Source organism: Flectobacillus sp. BAB-3569 (genome assembly GCF_002270355.1).
Taxonomy (GTDB): domain Bacteria; phylum Bacteroidota; class Bacteroidia; order Cytophagales; family Spirosomataceae; genus Flectobacillus; species Flectobacillus roseus.
On record NZ_NJFZ01000006.1, the window covers coordinates 112595 to 128442 of the forward strand.

The following is a 15848-nucleotide window of genomic DNA, read 5'->3' on the forward strand; positions in this document are numbered from 1 at the left end:
TATTTATCAAAACCCTACCTTTGTCTTATTTTAGTAAATAAATCTCATGAATTTAGCGATAGACTTAGGCAATACTTTTGCCAAAACGGGAGTATTTGTCGATGGGAAACTTCAAGACCTACGAAAAGGATTGGATTATCCTACATTGTTGGAGTACATCGACAGCATCAAACCAAAGCATATTGTCGTCTCTACAGTCAGTTATTCAGAAGAACAACTCAAAGCTGATTTGGGAAAGTATGATCCAGACTTGATTTTGTTACAGCCTGATACTTTAGTGCCGTTGGTCAAGTTGTATGATACTCCCCACACGTTAGGGGCCGATCGGGTAGCTGCTGCTGTTGGTGCTACAGTATTGTTTCCACAACAAAATTGTGTTGTGATAGATTTGGGAACGTGTAATACTTATGATTTGGTGGATGCCGAAGCTAATTTTCATGGGGGCATTATTTCCCCTGGAATGAGGATGAGATTTAAAGCAATGCACACTTTTACCCAAAGATTGCCGTTAATAGAACCCGAGGGATATCCAGAATTGATTGGTAAAAGCACCGCCAAAGCTATGCAAAGTGGTGTAATCAATGGACTTCTGGCAGAAATAAATGGTTTTATAGAACAATACGAAACACTTTTAACAAAAATTAACGTCATTTTATGCGGGGGAGACGCTACATTTTTTGCAAACCGCATAAAATCACCGAACTTTGTAGAACCAGCTTTAGTGTTGATTGGTCTTAACAGAATATTAGAACATAATGTCGAAATTAAAAACGCTAGCTCACCAGACAAGCTTACACAATCGTAAAGGCCTGCCTGTAACGGCTAAATTAAAAATTGTATCTCTATTGGTACTGGGGCTAGTACTCCACTCTCAGTGGTCTAGTGCTCAGCAATCCAACTCTCCTTATTCTTATTTGGGTATTGGCGAGGCTGTTACAGAAGCCGGTTCTGTAAACTATATGATGGGTGGACTTGGCGTTGCCAATGCCTCTGGTTTATATATCAATAATTTAAACCCTGCCTTGTTGGCTCGCAACCGTTACACGCTTTTCGAAATGGGCGTTAACACGGAGGTAAAAGGTTTACAAAACAACTCGAAACGCTCTAATACTACTCGTGGTACTATTGGTCCTATCTCTTTGGCATTGCCTGTGAGCTCTCGCTGGACAATGTTGTTGGGTTTGCGCCCGTCTACCAATGTGGATTATTCTACGTTTTCAGTAAATAAACTTGACCTATTGGGCAAAGACAGTACAACAATCGCTTACAACGGAAGTGGTGGTTTGAACAAAGCTGTTTGGTCAAATGGTGTTAGACTTAACAAGAATGTGTATGTAGGTCTTGAAACAAGCTATACTTTTGGAGTAATCAACAATGATATTACAACTCAAAACTATAGTGATGGTCAAAACTATCAAATCAAATTGGCTGACCGTACCAACTATTCTGGTTTACTTTTCAAATTGGGTGGTGCTTGGCGTCCAAAAATTAGCAAAGAGTATTTCTTAAATATTGCAGCTACTGCTGATTTTTCTCAAACACTCAAAGCTAAGTCGCTTCGTCAGTTCCGTACATTGGATGCTTCAGGTATTACCGCAATTAATGCCGATACATTGACACAATCTACAGGTCATATCACCTTGCCATCAACTTATCGTTTTGGTATCAGTTTAGAAAAACCTGGTCAGTTGAGCGTCTCTCTCGACTACTCAATGACTAAATGGACGGCTTTCAGAAATGTTGATGGTAATTCAGAAAAATTAGTAGATGCCTCAACTATCGCATTTGGAGCAGAATACATTCCTGATTTTGAAGCAATCTCTGGATATTTCAACCACGTAGTCTATCGCGTAGGTGCTAGTTATACACAATCTCCTTACACTGTAACAGGAACAGCAGGAGCTAAAGACTATAATTTCTCAGTTGGAGCTTCTTTCCCAATGCGTACAATTTCATACCTAAACGTGGCTTTCGTACATGGTAAAAGGGGAACATTGGCAACCAATGGTATTGAGGAAGTTTATTCAAAAATTGTAGTTGGATTCTCATTAGGTGACTTCTCTTGGTTCCGTAAACCAAAAATCGACTAATCTTATTAAGTGAGATAGTTTTCTAGGAGTTCAGAAAATTATCGAAATACTAATTGCGATTTTGGTATGAAAACAGACAAATATATAGCGGTAATAAGTGTTATTTTATGCTGGACATTGACGCTGATAAGTTGTAAAAAAGAGGAGAAAATTGTTCAAAAGGGAATTTACAATGGACCACTGTCGGAGCTGCATGGTATCAATATGGCATATACCGATTCGGCAAGAATTATGGTAAGAATGTCGACTGAGACACAACTCACACTCCAAAATGATGACAAGGTTTATCCCAAAGAGGTAAGAATTTTCTTTTTTGATAAATTGGGAAATAATACCACAACGCTCCGAGGCGATTCGGCAAGATTTATTCGTTCGAAAAACCTCTATCACATTATGGGGCGCGTGTTGGTCAATAACCAAATCAAAAATGAGACCTTACAAACCGATGAGATGTTTTGGAGCCCTGATACCAAGAAGGTTTACACCGATAAACCTGTTGATATCAAAACCCCAGAGCAAGTATTACACGGCGTAGGAATGGATTCTAATCAAGATTTCACAGATTATACGCTTCGTCGAGTAACGGGCGTCCTGAGCGTGAAAAACTTGCCCCAATAACTAAAAAAGGTCAACCCTCATGAGGGTTGACCTTTTTTGTTTATTAGAGTTTTTCTACTTCAATTCCGCAATAATATCGCTTACTTTTTGGTCGTAGGTTTTGTCTAAAAACTCATTGTTATACCAATATTCGAGCTTTTCTACAATTTGAGGAAGATAGATAAATGATTTATTTTTGACATTCTCTTGTAAAATCTTTTCTGCTTTTTTGTTATCTCCAATCAATCGAGCAATAATTACCTCATTGGCTCTATTGAAGTGCTCATAAAGGCATATCTTCCATTGGCTGTATCCTTGTTGCGACATGTTATCTTTGATAGGCTCAAATAGAGCTTCTTTATCTTTCAGGAGGCTTTCATCTACTTTGTCGATTGCTGGATTAACAAACGAATGTCCAAACTCATGCACACAAATATCTCTTAACGAAGTAGAATTGTCATATCCTAACTGAAGGTTTGATACTTGGTTTACTTCTTTCGGCTTGTTAAAAGAGGCAAAAATATTACCAATAGTATTGGTATTGCCTGCTGCAAAACCTTGTCCAAAAGGAATCGTAAGGCTCGGGTATAGTCGATAGTTTTGTACATTCTTTCTGTAAAGATGCTCCATCTCAACAATGAAACTTTCTTGTGGAATATTTTGCTCCACTTCCTGAATCATTTTTTGGTAATATGGACTATATCTTTTCAGAAAGTCTTGAAAATTAATTTCAAGGGCAAATGCATTAAATGCATTAACTAGCTTTTCCGCTTCAGCCTTAGAAGCATAATGGCTTAAAAAGGGATTGTCTTCGCTCACTGATGCATTAGGAAAATTGTCCAGCTGCAATAAGAAATTAGAGTTATGAAGATAAAAGTCTTTATCAAAGAAAGTTTTGATAATTGCTAAGTTTTTTGAGGTTAAAAAGGGTTTAAACTCGTTACCAATCTTGGTAGTAATAGCATACAAATCCTTGATTTTTACTTTCTCCCCATTCATCTCGAATGTTTGATCGTCGGGAATATCATTAAAATCGCTTAGGTTTAAAAGGGTGTAGCATAAACCTAACAGCTCAATATTTTGATGATAGTTTACTTGTATCTTCTTTTCGGTTAACGTAGGATATGATAAGGCAAAGGAACCATGGGCTTTCTCTCCCGAAATTTTTAATACTTGAGATTGCGACAAACTAATTTTCTGATGATTGACTTTATTGGTTGTTGACAGGGTCGTATTTTTTAATGAAAGTAAAACCTTCCCTTGCGAGGTACTTACCGTTGAGCTTAGATATACAAGTGCGTTGGCTTGTTTAGGGAATTTGAGTTTTTCTGTACCTGTAAATTCATCAAAACTAGCTTTAAGAAAGTTGTCGCTAGGATGATCGCTTTTCCAGTTTTTTGTTACTGAGCATGAACTAACAATGATTGAAGTAAGAATCAATAAGGATAATTTTTTAGTCATTTGAGAGAGATGTTTTGGGCGTAATACAATTTTTAATTTGCGATAATACCTGAGTTTTGGGTAAAAGGTATGATTTATTTGATAGAAGTAGACAGAAATTGTTGAATGGAAAATTACATGGTTGAAAGAAAAAATAAAAACCTCGAAAGTCCACTAGTTGAAACTTTCGAGGTTTTTATTTTTTCTGAGCTACTATTTTTCGCAGGTATCCAAGATTTTTTTGACAGCCTTGACATCGGTGATTGTCTTTTCGCCACCCCATTCGTTATAAATGTAGGTGGTGATTTCAGCTACGTCTATCCCTTGTAACTGTTTGTTGGCGGGCATAGGTTGATGATACGTTTTGCCATTTACAACAATAGTATCGTTCAAGCCATTGCGGATACCACAAATAATACGATTTTTATTTTTTTCAAGAAATCCGAACCATTTATCGGAGGATATAGTCCTGCTAATCCTTTTCCATCTATTTGATGACAGTTTTCGCAATGTGTTTTGTACAAAGCCTGTCCGTCGATATAATATTGTTTGAGCTTGAGTTCTTCTTGGCTCTGGCAAGCCATCATTAAAGAAGTAACAAATAAGCCGAATAAGAATTTTTTCATAAGAATATACCTCTATTAATAAGCTTTAGGCAATATGCTGTAAGCATTAGGCAAGCATAACTTTTAGCTTACGGCATATTGCTTAACGCCTATTGCGGGGAAAATTGGTTTCATTTTGCCCATTAACTTATTTCAAAACTATTTTTGTGGATATTGTTCAGCTAAAAGCACTTCGATATCCTTTATTAAATTATCAACTTTTTCGGGAACAGTCCCATCGTAAATCCCTCGGATATGGCGGTCTTTGTCTACCAAAATGAAGGCTCCACTATGAACAATGCCTCCAGGTTGGGTAGGGTCGTCGGTAGCGGTAACCATATAGCTTTTTTGACCAAGCTCATAGATTTTCATTTTGTCGCCTGTTACCATTTGCCATTTTTTAGAATCAAGCCCCAAATTTTGACCAAACTCCTTCAAGACACTTGGCGTATCGTGACGAGGGTCGATGGTATGTGATAAAATCATGAAATGTGGATTGTCTTTGTATTTTTCAAAAACTCTCAACATTTGTGTTTTCATTTTTGGGCAAATCGTAGGACAGGTGGTAAAGAAAAAGTCGGCTACATAGATTTTGCCTTCAACATCTTTCTGTGTAAAAACCACAGAATCTTGATTGATAAAACTAAAATCAGGAATAGTATGATAAACCGAATCGGTGAGACTTTTACCGTTTTCTACTCTGGTTTCTACACTTTTTTGACCAAGATAGGGGAGTTTTTTTGAGCCATCAGAGCATGACCAAGCCAATAATGCTATACCTACCATTAAAGCTTTGTGTGTTAATGAAGATAGTTGCATTATTTACTTAAAAATTGTTTTGCGTTGGTAATACTTGTATTGGTAATATCTTTTACTTCATTGATTCTTTTCTTCTCGTTTTCGAGATATTTCATCACCTCTTCGTTGCCTTTACCTTTCACTGACTCTGGATTATATTCAGCCATCCAGTTAGACATTTTGATATCTGCCGAATCAAGCTGAATAAACAAATCACGTGCTTTTGCTGAGTCTTTCGAAACTTTAGCTACACTATCGAGCTGGCTTTTGAGAGTCATGATTTCATCCATTTTGGGCATTACTTCATCATGCACTGCAATCACTTCATCGATGAGTTTTTTTTGTTGATCTTCTTGTTGCGCTTTCTGACAAGAACTTGCTCCAAGCAGGAACAACACAGGAATAATAATCTTTTTCATAAGCATTTAAAATATATCGTTCTGTGAACTAGCAAAGGGTGTTTGGTGATTAGATAGAATCAAACAACAAAAAAAGGTGATGTTTGCTCCTTATAAAATGACGATGGTCAGTTATTGTTCTTGAAGGTGTTTTTCAAGAATTTCACGGGCATTGTCTAAAATAGCCGCAGAAGGGTTTTGTCCACCAATCATTTGAGCTATTTCCATGATACGTTCGTCTTTAGATAACTCTTTAATTCTAGAAACGGTTCTTTCAGATGAGTGGTCTTTGTATACAAAATAATGAACTGACCCTTGAGCCGCAATCTGGTGTAAGTGTGTAATGGCAATAATTTGATGGCTTTTGCTCATTTCACGCATCATATTTCCTACTTTGATAGATACTTCACCCGAAATACCTGTATCTATTTCATCGAAAACAATGGTTGGTAAAGCGCGTTTGTTGGCTAAAATATATTTGATTGCCAGCATCAAACGACTAAATTCACCTCCCGATGCCACATTTTTGAGCGGTTGTGGCTTGATGCCTTTATTGGCGGAGAATAACAGGTTTACCACGTTGATTCCCGTAGGAGATGGCTTGATAAATTCATTCTCAACTTTCAGGGCTGCGTTTGGCATGCCTAAGTCTATCAGAAGACTTGTAATCTGCGCTTCAATCGTACTCAAGACATTCAGTCGAGACTTTGAAAGGGCTTCTGCGCTTTTTTGTAAGGCTTTTTCTGCCTTTTCAACTTTAGCTTTTGCCTCGGCTAGATTTTCATCAAGATTCAAAACTTTTCCTACCTTTACCTCTAAATCTGCTTGAATTTTTAATAAGTCGATATCCTTTTTAACCTGATGCTTTTGTAGAAGATGATAAATAGTATCTACCCTCACTTGAAGTGCTTCTATTTTTTCATTATCTATTTCTACTTGTTCCGATTCACCTTCTATCTCGTTAGAAATATCTTTGATTTCAATCAAACAAGAATTGAGTCTTTCACGCAATTGTTTAAAATGCTCGCCATATTGACTAATAGCGTTGAGGTTGGCTAAAGTGGTTCCAAACAAAGAAATAATAGACTGCTCAGAGCCACTCAGGATCTCGGCAGATTGCTGGAGTTTGGACTTGACATCTTCAGCATTTTCGAGCTTATTGAGTTCAGCTTCGAGCGCCTCCAACTCGTTTCCTTTTAGCTTTGCTTTTTGAAGTTCATCTAGCAAAAAGGAATTATAGTCAAATTCTTTTTTACTGTTTTTAGCGTCGCTAACTAATTCATCATAAGCTTTGTATGCTTTTTGGTAGTTGCTAAAATCAAGTTTGTATTTTTCGAGAAGCGTATCATTTTGGGCAAAAGTATCAACGATTTGGAGTTGATATTCGGTAGCACCCAACAATAAATTGTCGTGCTGAGAATGCACATCCATCAATTGAGAAGCAATACGACGGAGTGTTTCAAGATTTACGGGAGTATCATTGATAAAAGCACGTGTTTTTCCCTGTGGGGAAATTTCTCGGCGAATAATACAATGGTCTTCGTAATCGAGTTCTTCTTCCTCAAAAAGGCTTTTGATGATAAAACCAGAAAGATTAAACTCTCCTTCAATCACACATTTATCTTCTGGATTGTAGAGGGTTTTAGTGTCGGCACGATTCCCTAACAACAAGCCAATAGCTCCCAACATAATAGACTTACCCGCACCTGTCTCACCCGTGATGATGTTTAAAGCGGGATTTGGAGTTAACTCCAGGCGCTCAATCAGCGCATAGTTTTTTATCTTTAAATGAGTAAGCATCGTATTATGAAGAATCCAGAAAGGTAAAGTTACCTGTCCAAAGATGATGTATCTTGATTAAGTTTTATAGATTTGCTCAAAACCCTAAGCAAATCACCAAGCTCTTGGCTAATAACCGTAAGCTACGACGACATTTTTACAAAAATACAATCTATAATATTATCAATCGGTAAATTTAATCTTCAAATTTTGCGCTACGTTTCTGTGTTTGTGCCAAGAATGCCTCCTGCAAGTCGTTGGACAATAGCATCGCTGCGTTCCAAGTAGCCATATATTCAAGACTATCTTTGGTCGAATGCTCCAGACTGTAGTTCAAAATATGTTTCGTACCTCTAATAGCTATCGGCGATTTGGAGGCAATTTGAGTGGCAATTTCCCATACATATTGCTCAAGCTCAGCTCGCGTCTCGAATGCTTTATTGACAAGTCCGATCTGTTGAGCTTCGGTGCCCGAAACTGCCCTACCAGTAAAGGCGAGTTCTCTAGCAATACTTGGGTTGATGAGTTTGGGTAAACGTTGTAAAGTTCCAAGATCAGCTACCATCCCCATATCTATTTCTTTGATGGTAAAATATGCATCATTGGTACAGTAGCGCATATCTGCCGCACAAATTAGGTCTACACCCGCGCCTATACACCCTCCATGAATAGCCATAAGGACGGGTTTTGTACAATTTTCTATGGCATTGATAGGTGATTGTAAATCAATTATTTGCTTTCTAAGTCTTTCTCTTTTTTTTCCTTCGCAAGATAGGGTATTTTGGGTAACTGACATCAATAGTGATAAATCAATTCCTGCACAAAAATGTTTGCTATCTCCTCCAGAAATAATCACTACTCGTATGGTATCGTCGTCATTAATTTGCTCAAAAATTAATTGTAACTCTTCCCACGACTTGGCGTCTAGCGCATTTGCTTTATGAGGTCTATTGATAATGATTTGAGCAATATGGTTTTGGATGCTGAACAGAAGTGTTTCCATGTTAAAAATAGTTTAGCCTATTATTGAAAGATTAAGATAAGAATTCTTTTGTTACAGAATGAATCTATAAAAAATTAGCAGAATTTAATTAATTATTAAAGCCTTGTATATCAAATTGTTGTAATATTACCCCCGAATAAAAATGAGCTAAATAATAATTACTTTTTGCTCTTTGGCATTCACCTTTTACCTTTACGAAACTTTTCTTAATAATAGGAATTTTCAATAACAGATAACGACACGAAAAAATGAGTGTACTTGTTAACAAAAACTCTAGAATAATTGTACAAGGCTTTACGGGCTCGGAAGGTACTTTCCATGCTCAGCAGATGATAGAATACGGCTCGAACGTCGTAGGTGGTGTTACTCCAGGAAAAGGTGGTACTACTCACCTTGACCGTCCGGTTTTCAATACTGTATTGGAGGCTGTTCAACAAGTAGGTGCTGACACTTCGATTATTTTTGTACCGCCTGCATTTGCTGCAGATGCTATCATGGAATCAGCTGACGCAGGTATCAAAGTGATTATTTGTATCACTGAAGGTATTCCTACTAAGGACATGATCTACGCTAAAGAATACATCAAAGGCAAAGAAACTCGTTTGATTGGCCCTAACTGTCCAGGCGTAATGACTGCTGGAGAATGTAAAGTAGGTATCATGCCTGCATTTATCTTCTCTAAAGGTAAAATTGGTATCGTTTCAAAATCAGGTACTTTAACTTACGAAGCAGTAGATCAATTAACAAAGGCTGGCTTAGGTCAGACTACAGCTATCGGTATTGGTGGTGACCCAATCATTGGTACTACTACTAAAGAAGCTGTTGAGTTGTTGATGAATGACCCTGAAACTGAAGGTATCGTAATGATCGGTGAAATCGGTGGAGGAATGGAAGCTGAAGCTGCTCGTTGGATCAAAGAAACTGGTAACAAAAAGCCAGTTGTTGGTTTCATCGCAGGTCAAACTGCTCCAAAAGGTCGTCGTATGGGTCATGCTGGTGCTATCATCGGTGGTGCTGACGATACTGCTGCAGCTAAAATGGCTATCATGGAAGAGTGTGGTATCCATGTTGTTCATTCACCTGCTGACATTGGTGAAACAATGTTGAAAGCGCTAGGTTTGAAATAATTGTGAGTCGGCAGTTGGCTTTTGCTGATAGCTAATGTAATTTTGCAAAAAATATTACACGGTATTGCAACAAGTCAACGCTTCATATTATCAAAATACGGCAAAACCTGACAAATCAATATTTGTCAGGTTTTTGTGCTTCATGCCGTTGCAAGCATTCTTCATCGGAATGTTCTTGCTCACTTCTGTTTCGTCCTCGTTGGCTGGGAATGTAGGCCCAAACAAGGCCTATTATTTGGTATATGATTACCACGATGATTGGCAGGTATTTGACGAACAGTACAAAGCCTATGTTCCGTACATTCGTAACGAACATAAAGATTATAACTCTTTCAGCTTATTTTTTGATTCGGAAAACTACCGAGGCTACAAGCTGCTATACTTTTCGAGCAAAGAAAACTATCTTTTTATCAACGCTTCGTTGCAGCGTAAGCTTCCTATTGACCAATGGGTAGTTATGGATGTTGATAGTTTGAAGGAAAAATATGGTAAAACCAAAGTGTTCTTGACTTTTTACGGCAACAATACGAGCGTTGAAGCCATCTCTGTATTAGTTGGGAATAAGGTCTCGAAGGTTGAGAAAAGCATTCAAATCTCAGATTCACTCCTGACTGTTATTCCAAGAGAATTGACTCCTTTTCAGGATTATTTGATACTGAGTATTTTGTTTTTGGCGATATGCTACGCCTTTTTGTATAATATCCAGCCAAAGGCATTTGACCGATATTTCAGTATTAAGGATTTACTCACAATTAATCTTCGAGAAGATTCTCTAGTGATCAATAAGCCTTTCGATTTAGCTAATTTATTATTTGTGCTCAATCTAAGTTTCACACTTTCGTTTATCATCATGTTGGTGCAAAATGAAGAAACTGATTTGTTTTCTGTCAGTACAATTTTGATGGAAAGTGAAAGTTTGATGGGCTTTTTTATCAATTTTCTAGAATTGGGAATTGTTGTGTTTTTTATTTTGATTGGAAAATACATCGCATTGGCTATTTTGACGAACCTTTACAGACTAGAAAACATTACCAATATTCACTTTTTTAAGGTAATTCAGGCTTCAAGTATATTTTTCTTATTGTTGGCAATAGGCTTAAGTTTTTGCTCGGTATCTTATCCTGATGTACTTCGAAATGCTCAAGAAATCCTGTTTGTACCTATTTCATTCTTCTTTATCGTAAGATTAATATTGATTTACTTTACGATAAATAAGCTGACACCGTTAAAAAATCTGTATTTATTTTCGTATCTTTGCATCGTTGAATTAATCCCCTTGATAGTAGGGATACGATTTGCCATATAAAAGGCCTCAACATTTATCACCACATTAAAGTTTAACTGCATTGAGCATGAGCGAAACAACAGTAAACGCACATCAAGACAGATTAACCAAAGTATCCAGCATTTTAGTGTCACAAGCACGGCCAACTGATGAAAAGTCACCTTATTTTGAGTTGGCAAAAAGATACAATATTAAGGTAGATTTTCGTCCATTTATTGAGATACAAGGCGTTTCATTCAAAGATTTCCGTAAGCAAAAAATCAACATTCTAGACCATACGGCCATTATTTTTACAAGCCGTAATGCTGTGGATCATTTTTTCCGTATCTGTAAAGAAGCACGTATTGAGGTACCAGCAGATATGAAATATTTCTGCATTACCGAACAAACTGCTATTTACCTTCAGAAATATATTGTTATTCGTAAGCGTAAGATTTTCTCTGGGCAAAAGACTGCGGCAGATTTGTTAGAATTGATTAAAAAGCACAAAAGTGAAAAGTTCTTATTCCCTTGCTCAGACAAGCGTCGTAACGATATTCCTGAGTTTATGGGTACTAACGATTTGCATTTGACAGAAGCCGTGATGTACGAAACCGTTTCAGCAGACTTGTCTGATTTGGAAGATGTATATTATGATATTTTAGCGTTCTTTAGTCCATCAGGAATAAAGTCTTTGTTTGATAATTTTCCAGATTTTCAGCAAAATAAAACTCGTATCGCAGCATTTGGTCCTACAACAGCAAAAGCTGTTACAGATGCTGGATTGTTTTTGGATATTCAAGCTCCACTTCCAAACGCTCCGTCTATGTCGGGTGCATTGGAATTATACATTAAAAAAGTAAACGGATTGTAAGAAAGTTTACTATCAAACTAAAGAGGTCAGATTTGCAAGCCAAGTCTGACCTCTTTTTGTTTTACCTACAACAAAAGCGCTAGTTCGACCGTTTATATCACGTGATTATATGTAGTTAAAATTTTCTTAAAAAATCTGAAACGATTTTTACAGTAATCCTGTCTCTGAAAAGAGAAATTGTAGTGAATATTTGGAAATTGTTATTAGTTTTGGGAAAGCAGAAGTTTTGGGTATTCTGAACTATTGCAAAAAAGCTATAAGAACGATTGCCTCTTAATCATTTGAGTACATTGATGTACGAGCATACCTAGTTCAAGAACATTATGCAAAAACAACTATTATTCATTTTATTAGCCTTTGGATTGATTGGGATTTTTCCTGCACGCGCACAGCAGGATGCTCAATTGAGTCAATATATGTTCAACCCTTTATATGTCAACCCAGCGGCAGCAGGGCTTGATGGGGCACTGAAGTTTCAGCTACACTACCGTAATCAATGGACAGGTTATCAAACTTCCTTAGATGGCTCTGGCTCTTTGGGAACGCAAATCTTTAATGTGTCCATGCCCCTCAATGGTCTTCGAAGTGGGGTTGGTCTATCTTTTGTCAATGACAAAACTCCTTCAGGTGCGGGATACCAAGATTTAAAGCTTGCATATTCATTTCAATTAAAACTTTCTGACGCTAGTTTATTATCTTTAGGGGCAAGTGGAGGTTTTCATATCAAAAACTATGATAATAGCTTTCGCCCGCGTGATGAGAACGACCCAATTCTGGACGGTTTGACAGGAAGAGTGAGTCAAAGCAAACCCGATTTTAGTGTAGGTGCAATTTTTAAGAGTAGCAACTTTCAAATAGGTGCAAGTTTTAATCATGTCAATCAGCCTGAATATAATTTTGGAATAGCAAGTTTGTCAAATAAGGCGGTTCAAACGGTTAATATTCATGGTAATATTAATTATTATTTGAGTGATGATTTGGAAATAGTCCCAACAGCATTATTCAAGACAGACTTTAAATCACAGGTATTGGAGGGAGGAGCAGTGTTAAACTACCAAGAAAAATACTGGTTTGGAGGCTCATACAGATTAAATGATGCTGGCATTATTATTGCTGGAATTTCTTTGTTACAAAATAACGCATTACGAATCGGTTATTCGTTAGATTTGACCTCAACGCGAGGAGCATCCGCCAAAGCCCCAACCTCGCATGAAATATTGCTCAGTTATTCGCTACCGGCTCCTAAACTTTTAGCAGGAAAAAAAGCGCCTGTTAGGACTCCAAGATTTAGAAAATAAGGTTCGGTTTCTCCTAAATTAGCGGAGAAGCCTAAAAAAGCACTGTTTCTAATCAGATGCTTGTGAATCAAATCGATATTGTATTAGAGTACTAGGTAAAAAATTATTAACTTTGCTTATCTTGGATAGCATACTAAATTATTTTTTTGCTCGTTTTAAGAAAAATTAACAAAGATAATTTTGTCTTCTAAGTAATTTCTGCCATCCACATATTTCAGGCAAGAAACTTTTTCTAGTGTACCATTAGTAATAAAATCAATATCACTTACAATTTTGAGAATTATTTACCCGTTTCAAAGCAGGTATCAATCGCAAAAGTAAAATCAATATGAATTACAGTGTAATTTTCAGGAAAACTCTATTATTAATCCTACTAGCTGTTCCTGTACTATTGTTGGATAGTTGTAGTTCTTCATCTGGTAAAAAAGGTGGAAAAACTTCAAGTAGCAAAAGCAAAAGTGGGAAAGGTAGAGAAGTTGCCTCGAAAGGAAAAGGAGGTAAGAAGGGACGTAACAGCAAAAAAGACGACATTGGTATGGTCAATGGTGAAGTTGCAGCTACTGCTCGTAAAGGGTGGAAGCAAACTACTCCACTTGGAATGGTATTAATTCCATCTGGCTCTTACATGATGGGTCAGGCTGATGAAGATATCGTTTCATCATCTGTAAACTTCAACAAACGAGTATCTGTTGCTCAGTTTTTCTTGGATGATACAGAAATCAGTAATAACGAGTATCGTCAATTTACAACAGCTATGTTGACAGACTCTATTTCTGTATTGGGCGAAGAGAAAATTATGTCAGAATATTATCCTGATACAACTGTATGGAGTAAAGACTTTTCTTACCACAATGGTGACCCTATGACAGAATATTACTTTTCAAGTCCAGCGTTTGACCTTTATCCTGTAGTAGGTGTGAGCTGGAGAGCTGCGAAGTATTTCTGCGAATGGCGTACAAAAGCATTAAATGACTACCGTACGGCTGAAGGAATGTATATTTCTCCTCGTTACAGACTTCCTTCTGAAGCGGAGTGGGAATGGGCAGCTCGCGGTGGAAAAGCTTCTGCGAAATATCCTTGGGGTAACCCTTATGTAGCCAATGGAAAAGGTTGTTTATTGGCCAACTTCAAACCACATAGGGGTAACTACGATTCGGATGGATATGCTTATACTGCTCCAGTAAATGCTTATAATCCAAATGATTATGGTTTGTATAATATGGCAGGTAACGTAGCGGAATGGTGTATTGATGCTTATTCTGATAATGCTGTAGCTATTACTTGGGATTTGAACACCTTAAACGACGATAAAGACGAGCCACGTAAAGTAATTAGAGGTGGTTCTTGGAAAGACGTTGCCTACTATCTTGAAACAGGTACTCGTTCTTATGAATATGAAGACAAAAAACGTTCTTACATCGGCTTCCGTTGTGCTATGACGCACTTAGGTCGTTCGTCAGGAAAAGAATTTAGATAGAATATTTTCAAAAGGTAATCAGTTGTTTGGGCAAAATGTGCATCAGCAACTGATTACCTTTTACTTTGAAATAAAGAATAGAGTAATCTTGAAGAAAAACTACTTTAGAATCATTTTTAGATTTAAGTAATACGGAAAAGACTTAGGACTTTTTCAATTTTAAAAACAAAACTCGAAACTGTACATTTTAAATTCCACTTTTAATCATTTTCAGATCAAATGAAGGGCTTAGAAAAAATTATTAACGTTATCGCCAGTGCTGGTGCCGCAGTAGTTATTGTTGGAGCATTGTTCAAAATCTTACACTTAGAAGGAGCCAATCAAATGCTAATGGTAGGTATGCTAACAGAGGCTGCTATCTTTATCCTTTTTGCCATCCTTTACGCCACGGCTAAGCCTGAAAAAGATTATGAATGGGAAAGAGTTTACCCTGAATTATCTAAAGATTTCCAAGGAGAATTGCCAAAATCATCTTCTCGTGGTTCATTTACGGGAGGTTCTGGTTTGACTGCTAAAATGGACGAAGCTTTGGCAAACGCAAAAGTTTCACCTGAAGTTTTCGACAACTTAGGCAGAAGTCTTAAATCATTAACTGAATCTGTATCAAAAATCGGTGAAATTTCAGATGCTACTATCGCAACAAGTGAGTATGCTAAAAATGTAAAAGCTGCTTCTGCTTCAGTTAGTGAAATGAATAAAGCTTATGGTGTTACTTTAAACGCTGTTTCTGAATTGTCTACTGCAACTCAGGATGCAAAAGACTACCGTGCTCAGTTCCAAAAAATCACGCAAAGTATGTCTGCTCTTAATGCAGTATATGAATTAGAGTTGCAAGATACCAACAAGCATTTGAAGGCGATGAATACCTTCTATGGCAACCTTACTTCTGCTATGGAAAACATGTCTGACGCTAGCAAGGATACTCAACAGTTTAAGCAAGAGCTTGCTAAATTGACAAACAACTTAACTTCTTTGAACAATGTTTACGGAAGTATGTTGTCAGCTATGAAAGGCTAATAACCTATAGTTGATTGTAATGTCAAAGAGACAGAAACGTAAGTTTCGAAAGTAGTCATTCTTAAATGTTAAAATCCTCAA

The 15848-nt window shown here is 37.1% G+C and carries 16 protein-coding genes; 9 read left to right on the forward strand and 7 right to left on the reverse strand.

Annotation, left to right across the window (positions count from 1 at the left end):
• The first annotated feature begins 46 nt into the window (after positions 1–46).
• From BWI92_RS06330 to lptC, 3 genes are all read left to right on the forward strand, one after another.
• Complete coding sequence (locus tag BWI92_RS06330) at positions 47–805, forward strand: type III pantothenate kinase (RefSeq protein WP_095161276.1); 759 nt, start codon at positions 47–49, stop codon at positions 803–805.
• Positions 756–2090 (forward strand): hypothetical protein, encoded by a 1335-nt coding sequence (locus BWI92_RS06335; protein WP_095161277.1) that lies wholly within the window; start codon positions 756–758, stop codon positions 2088–2090. The genes BWI92_RS06330 and BWI92_RS06335 overlap by 50 nt, the downstream gene beginning before the upstream one ends.
• Before the next feature lie 66 nt (positions 2091–2156).
• Complete coding sequence (gene lptC, locus BWI92_RS06340; protein WP_095161278.1) at positions 2157–2708, forward strand: LPS export ABC transporter periplasmic protein LptC; 552 nt, start codon at positions 2157–2159, stop codon at positions 2706–2708.
• Positions 2709–2762: 54 nt separating this feature from the next.
• Here the strand turns inward: lptC and BWI92_RS06345 are convergent, their stop codons facing one another.
• The 7 genes from BWI92_RS06345 to BWI92_RS06370 form a co-directional block, all read right to left on the reverse strand.
• Entirely contained in the window at positions 2763–4148 is a 1386-nt protein-coding gene (locus BWI92_RS06345; protein WP_095161279.1) for a DUF4932 domain-containing protein, read from the reverse strand.
• Between the two features lie 192 nt (positions 4149–4340).
• On the reverse strand, positions 4341–4520 hold the full coding sequence (locus tag BWI92_RS28080; protein WP_229362748.1) for a hypothetical protein: 180 nt from the start codon (positions 4518–4520) through the stop codon (positions 4341–4343).
• Entirely contained in the window at positions 4517–4753 is a 237-nt protein-coding gene (locus tag BWI92_RS28085) for a cytochrome c (RefSeq protein WP_229362750.1), read from the reverse strand. The genes BWI92_RS28080 and BWI92_RS28085 overlap by 4 nt, the downstream gene beginning before the upstream one ends.
• Positions 4754–4891: 138 nt before the next feature.
• Positions 4892–5551: an SCO family protein gene (locus BWI92_RS06355; protein ID WP_229362755.1), complete on the reverse strand. Its 660-nt coding sequence runs from the start codon at positions 5549–5551 to the stop codon at positions 4892–4894.
• Positions 5551–5949 carry a viral A-type inclusion protein gene (locus tag BWI92_RS06360; RefSeq protein ID WP_141234700.1) on the reverse strand — a complete coding sequence of 133 codons (399 nt, stop codon included), beginning with the start codon at positions 5947–5949 and terminating at the stop codon, positions 5551–5553. Before BWI92_RS06360 ends, BWI92_RS06355 begins: the two co-directional genes overlap by 1 nt.
• Before the next feature lie 111 nt (positions 5950–6060).
• Positions 6061–7728 (reverse strand): DNA repair protein RecN, encoded by a 1668-nt coding sequence (recN, locus tag BWI92_RS06365; protein ID WP_095161281.1) that lies wholly within the window; start codon positions 7726–7728, stop codon positions 6061–6063.
• A gap of 175 nt (positions 7729–7903) precedes the next feature.
• Entirely contained in the window at positions 7904–8710 is an 807-nt protein-coding gene (locus BWI92_RS06370; RefSeq protein WP_095161282.1) for a crotonase/enoyl-CoA hydratase family protein, read from the reverse strand.
• A 248-nt stretch (positions 8711–8958) separates the two neighbouring features.
• On the opposite strand from BWI92_RS06370, the gene sucD reads away from it, so the two are divergent.
• The 6 genes from sucD (at position 8959) to gldL (ending at position 15767) form a co-directional block, all read left to right on the forward strand.
• A complete protein-coding gene (gene sucD, locus BWI92_RS06375) occupies positions 8959–9837 on the forward strand; it encodes a succinate--CoA ligase subunit alpha (RefSeq protein WP_095161283.1) in 879 nt (292 codons plus the stop codon).
• A 142-nt stretch (positions 9838–9979) separates the two neighbouring features.
• On the forward strand, positions 9980–11143 hold the full coding sequence (locus tag BWI92_RS06380) for a DUF4271 domain-containing protein (protein ID WP_095161284.1): 1164 nt from the start codon (positions 9980–9982) through the stop codon (positions 11141–11143).
• Between the two features lie 46 nt (positions 11144–11189).
• Complete coding sequence (locus tag BWI92_RS06385; protein WP_095161285.1) at positions 11190–11975, forward strand: uroporphyrinogen-III synthase; 786 nt, start codon at positions 11190–11192, stop codon at positions 11973–11975.
• Between the two features lie 323 nt (positions 11976–12298).
• Complete coding sequence (locus tag BWI92_RS06390; RefSeq protein ID WP_095161286.1) at positions 12299–13273, forward strand: type IX secretion system membrane protein PorP/SprF; 975 nt, start codon at positions 12299–12301, stop codon at positions 13271–13273.
• Positions 13274–13601: 328 nt separating this feature from the next.
• On the forward strand, positions 13602–14750 hold the full coding sequence (locus BWI92_RS06395; RefSeq protein WP_095161287.1) for an SUMF1/EgtB/PvdO family nonheme iron enzyme: 1149 nt from the start codon (positions 13602–13604) through the stop codon (positions 14748–14750).
• Positions 14751–14969: 219 nt separating this feature from the next.
• Positions 14970–15767 (forward strand): gliding motility protein GldL, encoded by a 798-nt coding sequence (gldL, locus tag BWI92_RS06400; RefSeq protein WP_095161288.1) that lies wholly within the window; start codon positions 14970–14972, stop codon positions 15765–15767.
• The last annotated feature ends 81 nt before the right edge of the window (positions 15768–15848 follow it).

What these genes read in the sequence shown, in the direction of transcription:
- sucD (WP_095161283.1), top strand. Translation starts at nt 8,959, where the DNA reads ATGAGTGTACTTGTTAACAAAAACTCTAGAATAATTGTACAAGGCTTT.
- BWI92_RS06335 (WP_095161277.1), top strand. Translation starts at nt 756, where the DNA reads ATGTCGAAATTAAAAACGCTAGCTCACCAGACAAGCTTACACAATCGT.
- BWI92_RS06390 (WP_095161286.1), top strand. Translation starts at nt 12,299, where the DNA reads ATGCAAAAACAACTATTATTCATTTTATTAGCCTTTGGATTGATTGGG.
- BWI92_RS06345 (WP_095161279.1), bottom strand. Translation starts at nt 4,148, where the DNA reads ATGACTAAAAAATTATCCTTATTGATTCTTACTTCAATCATTGTTAGT.
- BWI92_RS06380 (WP_095161284.1), top strand. Translation starts at nt 9,980, where the DNA reads ATGCCGTTGCAAGCATTCTTCATCGGAATGTTCTTGCTCACTTCTGTT.
- BWI92_RS06360 (WP_141234700.1), bottom strand. Translation starts at nt 5,949, where the DNA reads ATGAAAAAGATTATTATTCCTGTGTTGTTCCTGCTTGGAGCAAGTTCT.
- BWI92_RS06330 (WP_095161276.1), top strand. Translation starts at nt 47, where the DNA reads ATGAATTTAGCGATAGACTTAGGCAATACTTTTGCCAAAACGGGAGTA.
- gldL (WP_095161288.1), top strand. Translation starts at nt 14,970, where the DNA reads ATGAAGGGCTTAGAAAAAATTATTAACGTTATCGCCAGTGCTGGTGCC.
- BWI92_RS06370 (WP_095161282.1), bottom strand. Translation starts at nt 8,710, where the DNA reads ATGGAAACACTTCTGTTCAGCATCCAAAACCATATTGCTCAAATCATT.
- lptC (WP_095161278.1), top strand. Translation starts at nt 2,157, where the DNA reads ATGAAAACAGACAAATATATAGCGGTAATAAGTGTTATTTTATGCTGG.
- BWI92_RS06395 (WP_095161287.1), top strand. Translation starts at nt 13,602, where the DNA reads ATGAATTACAGTGTAATTTTCAGGAAAACTCTATTATTAATCCTACTA.
- BWI92_RS28085 (WP_229362750.1), bottom strand. Translation starts at nt 4,753, where the DNA reads ATGAAAAAATTCTTATTCGGCTTATTTGTTACTTCTTTAATGATGGCT.
- BWI92_RS06355 (WP_229362755.1), bottom strand. Translation starts at nt 5,551, where the DNA reads ATGCAACTATCTTCATTAACACACAAAGCTTTAATGGTAGGTATAGCA.
- BWI92_RS06385 (WP_095161285.1), top strand. Translation starts at nt 11,190, where the DNA reads ATGAGCGAAACAACAGTAAACGCACATCAAGACAGATTAACCAAAGTA.
- recN (WP_095161281.1), bottom strand. Translation starts at nt 7,728, where the DNA reads ATGCTTACTCATTTAAAGATAAAAAACTATGCGCTGATTGAGCGCCTG.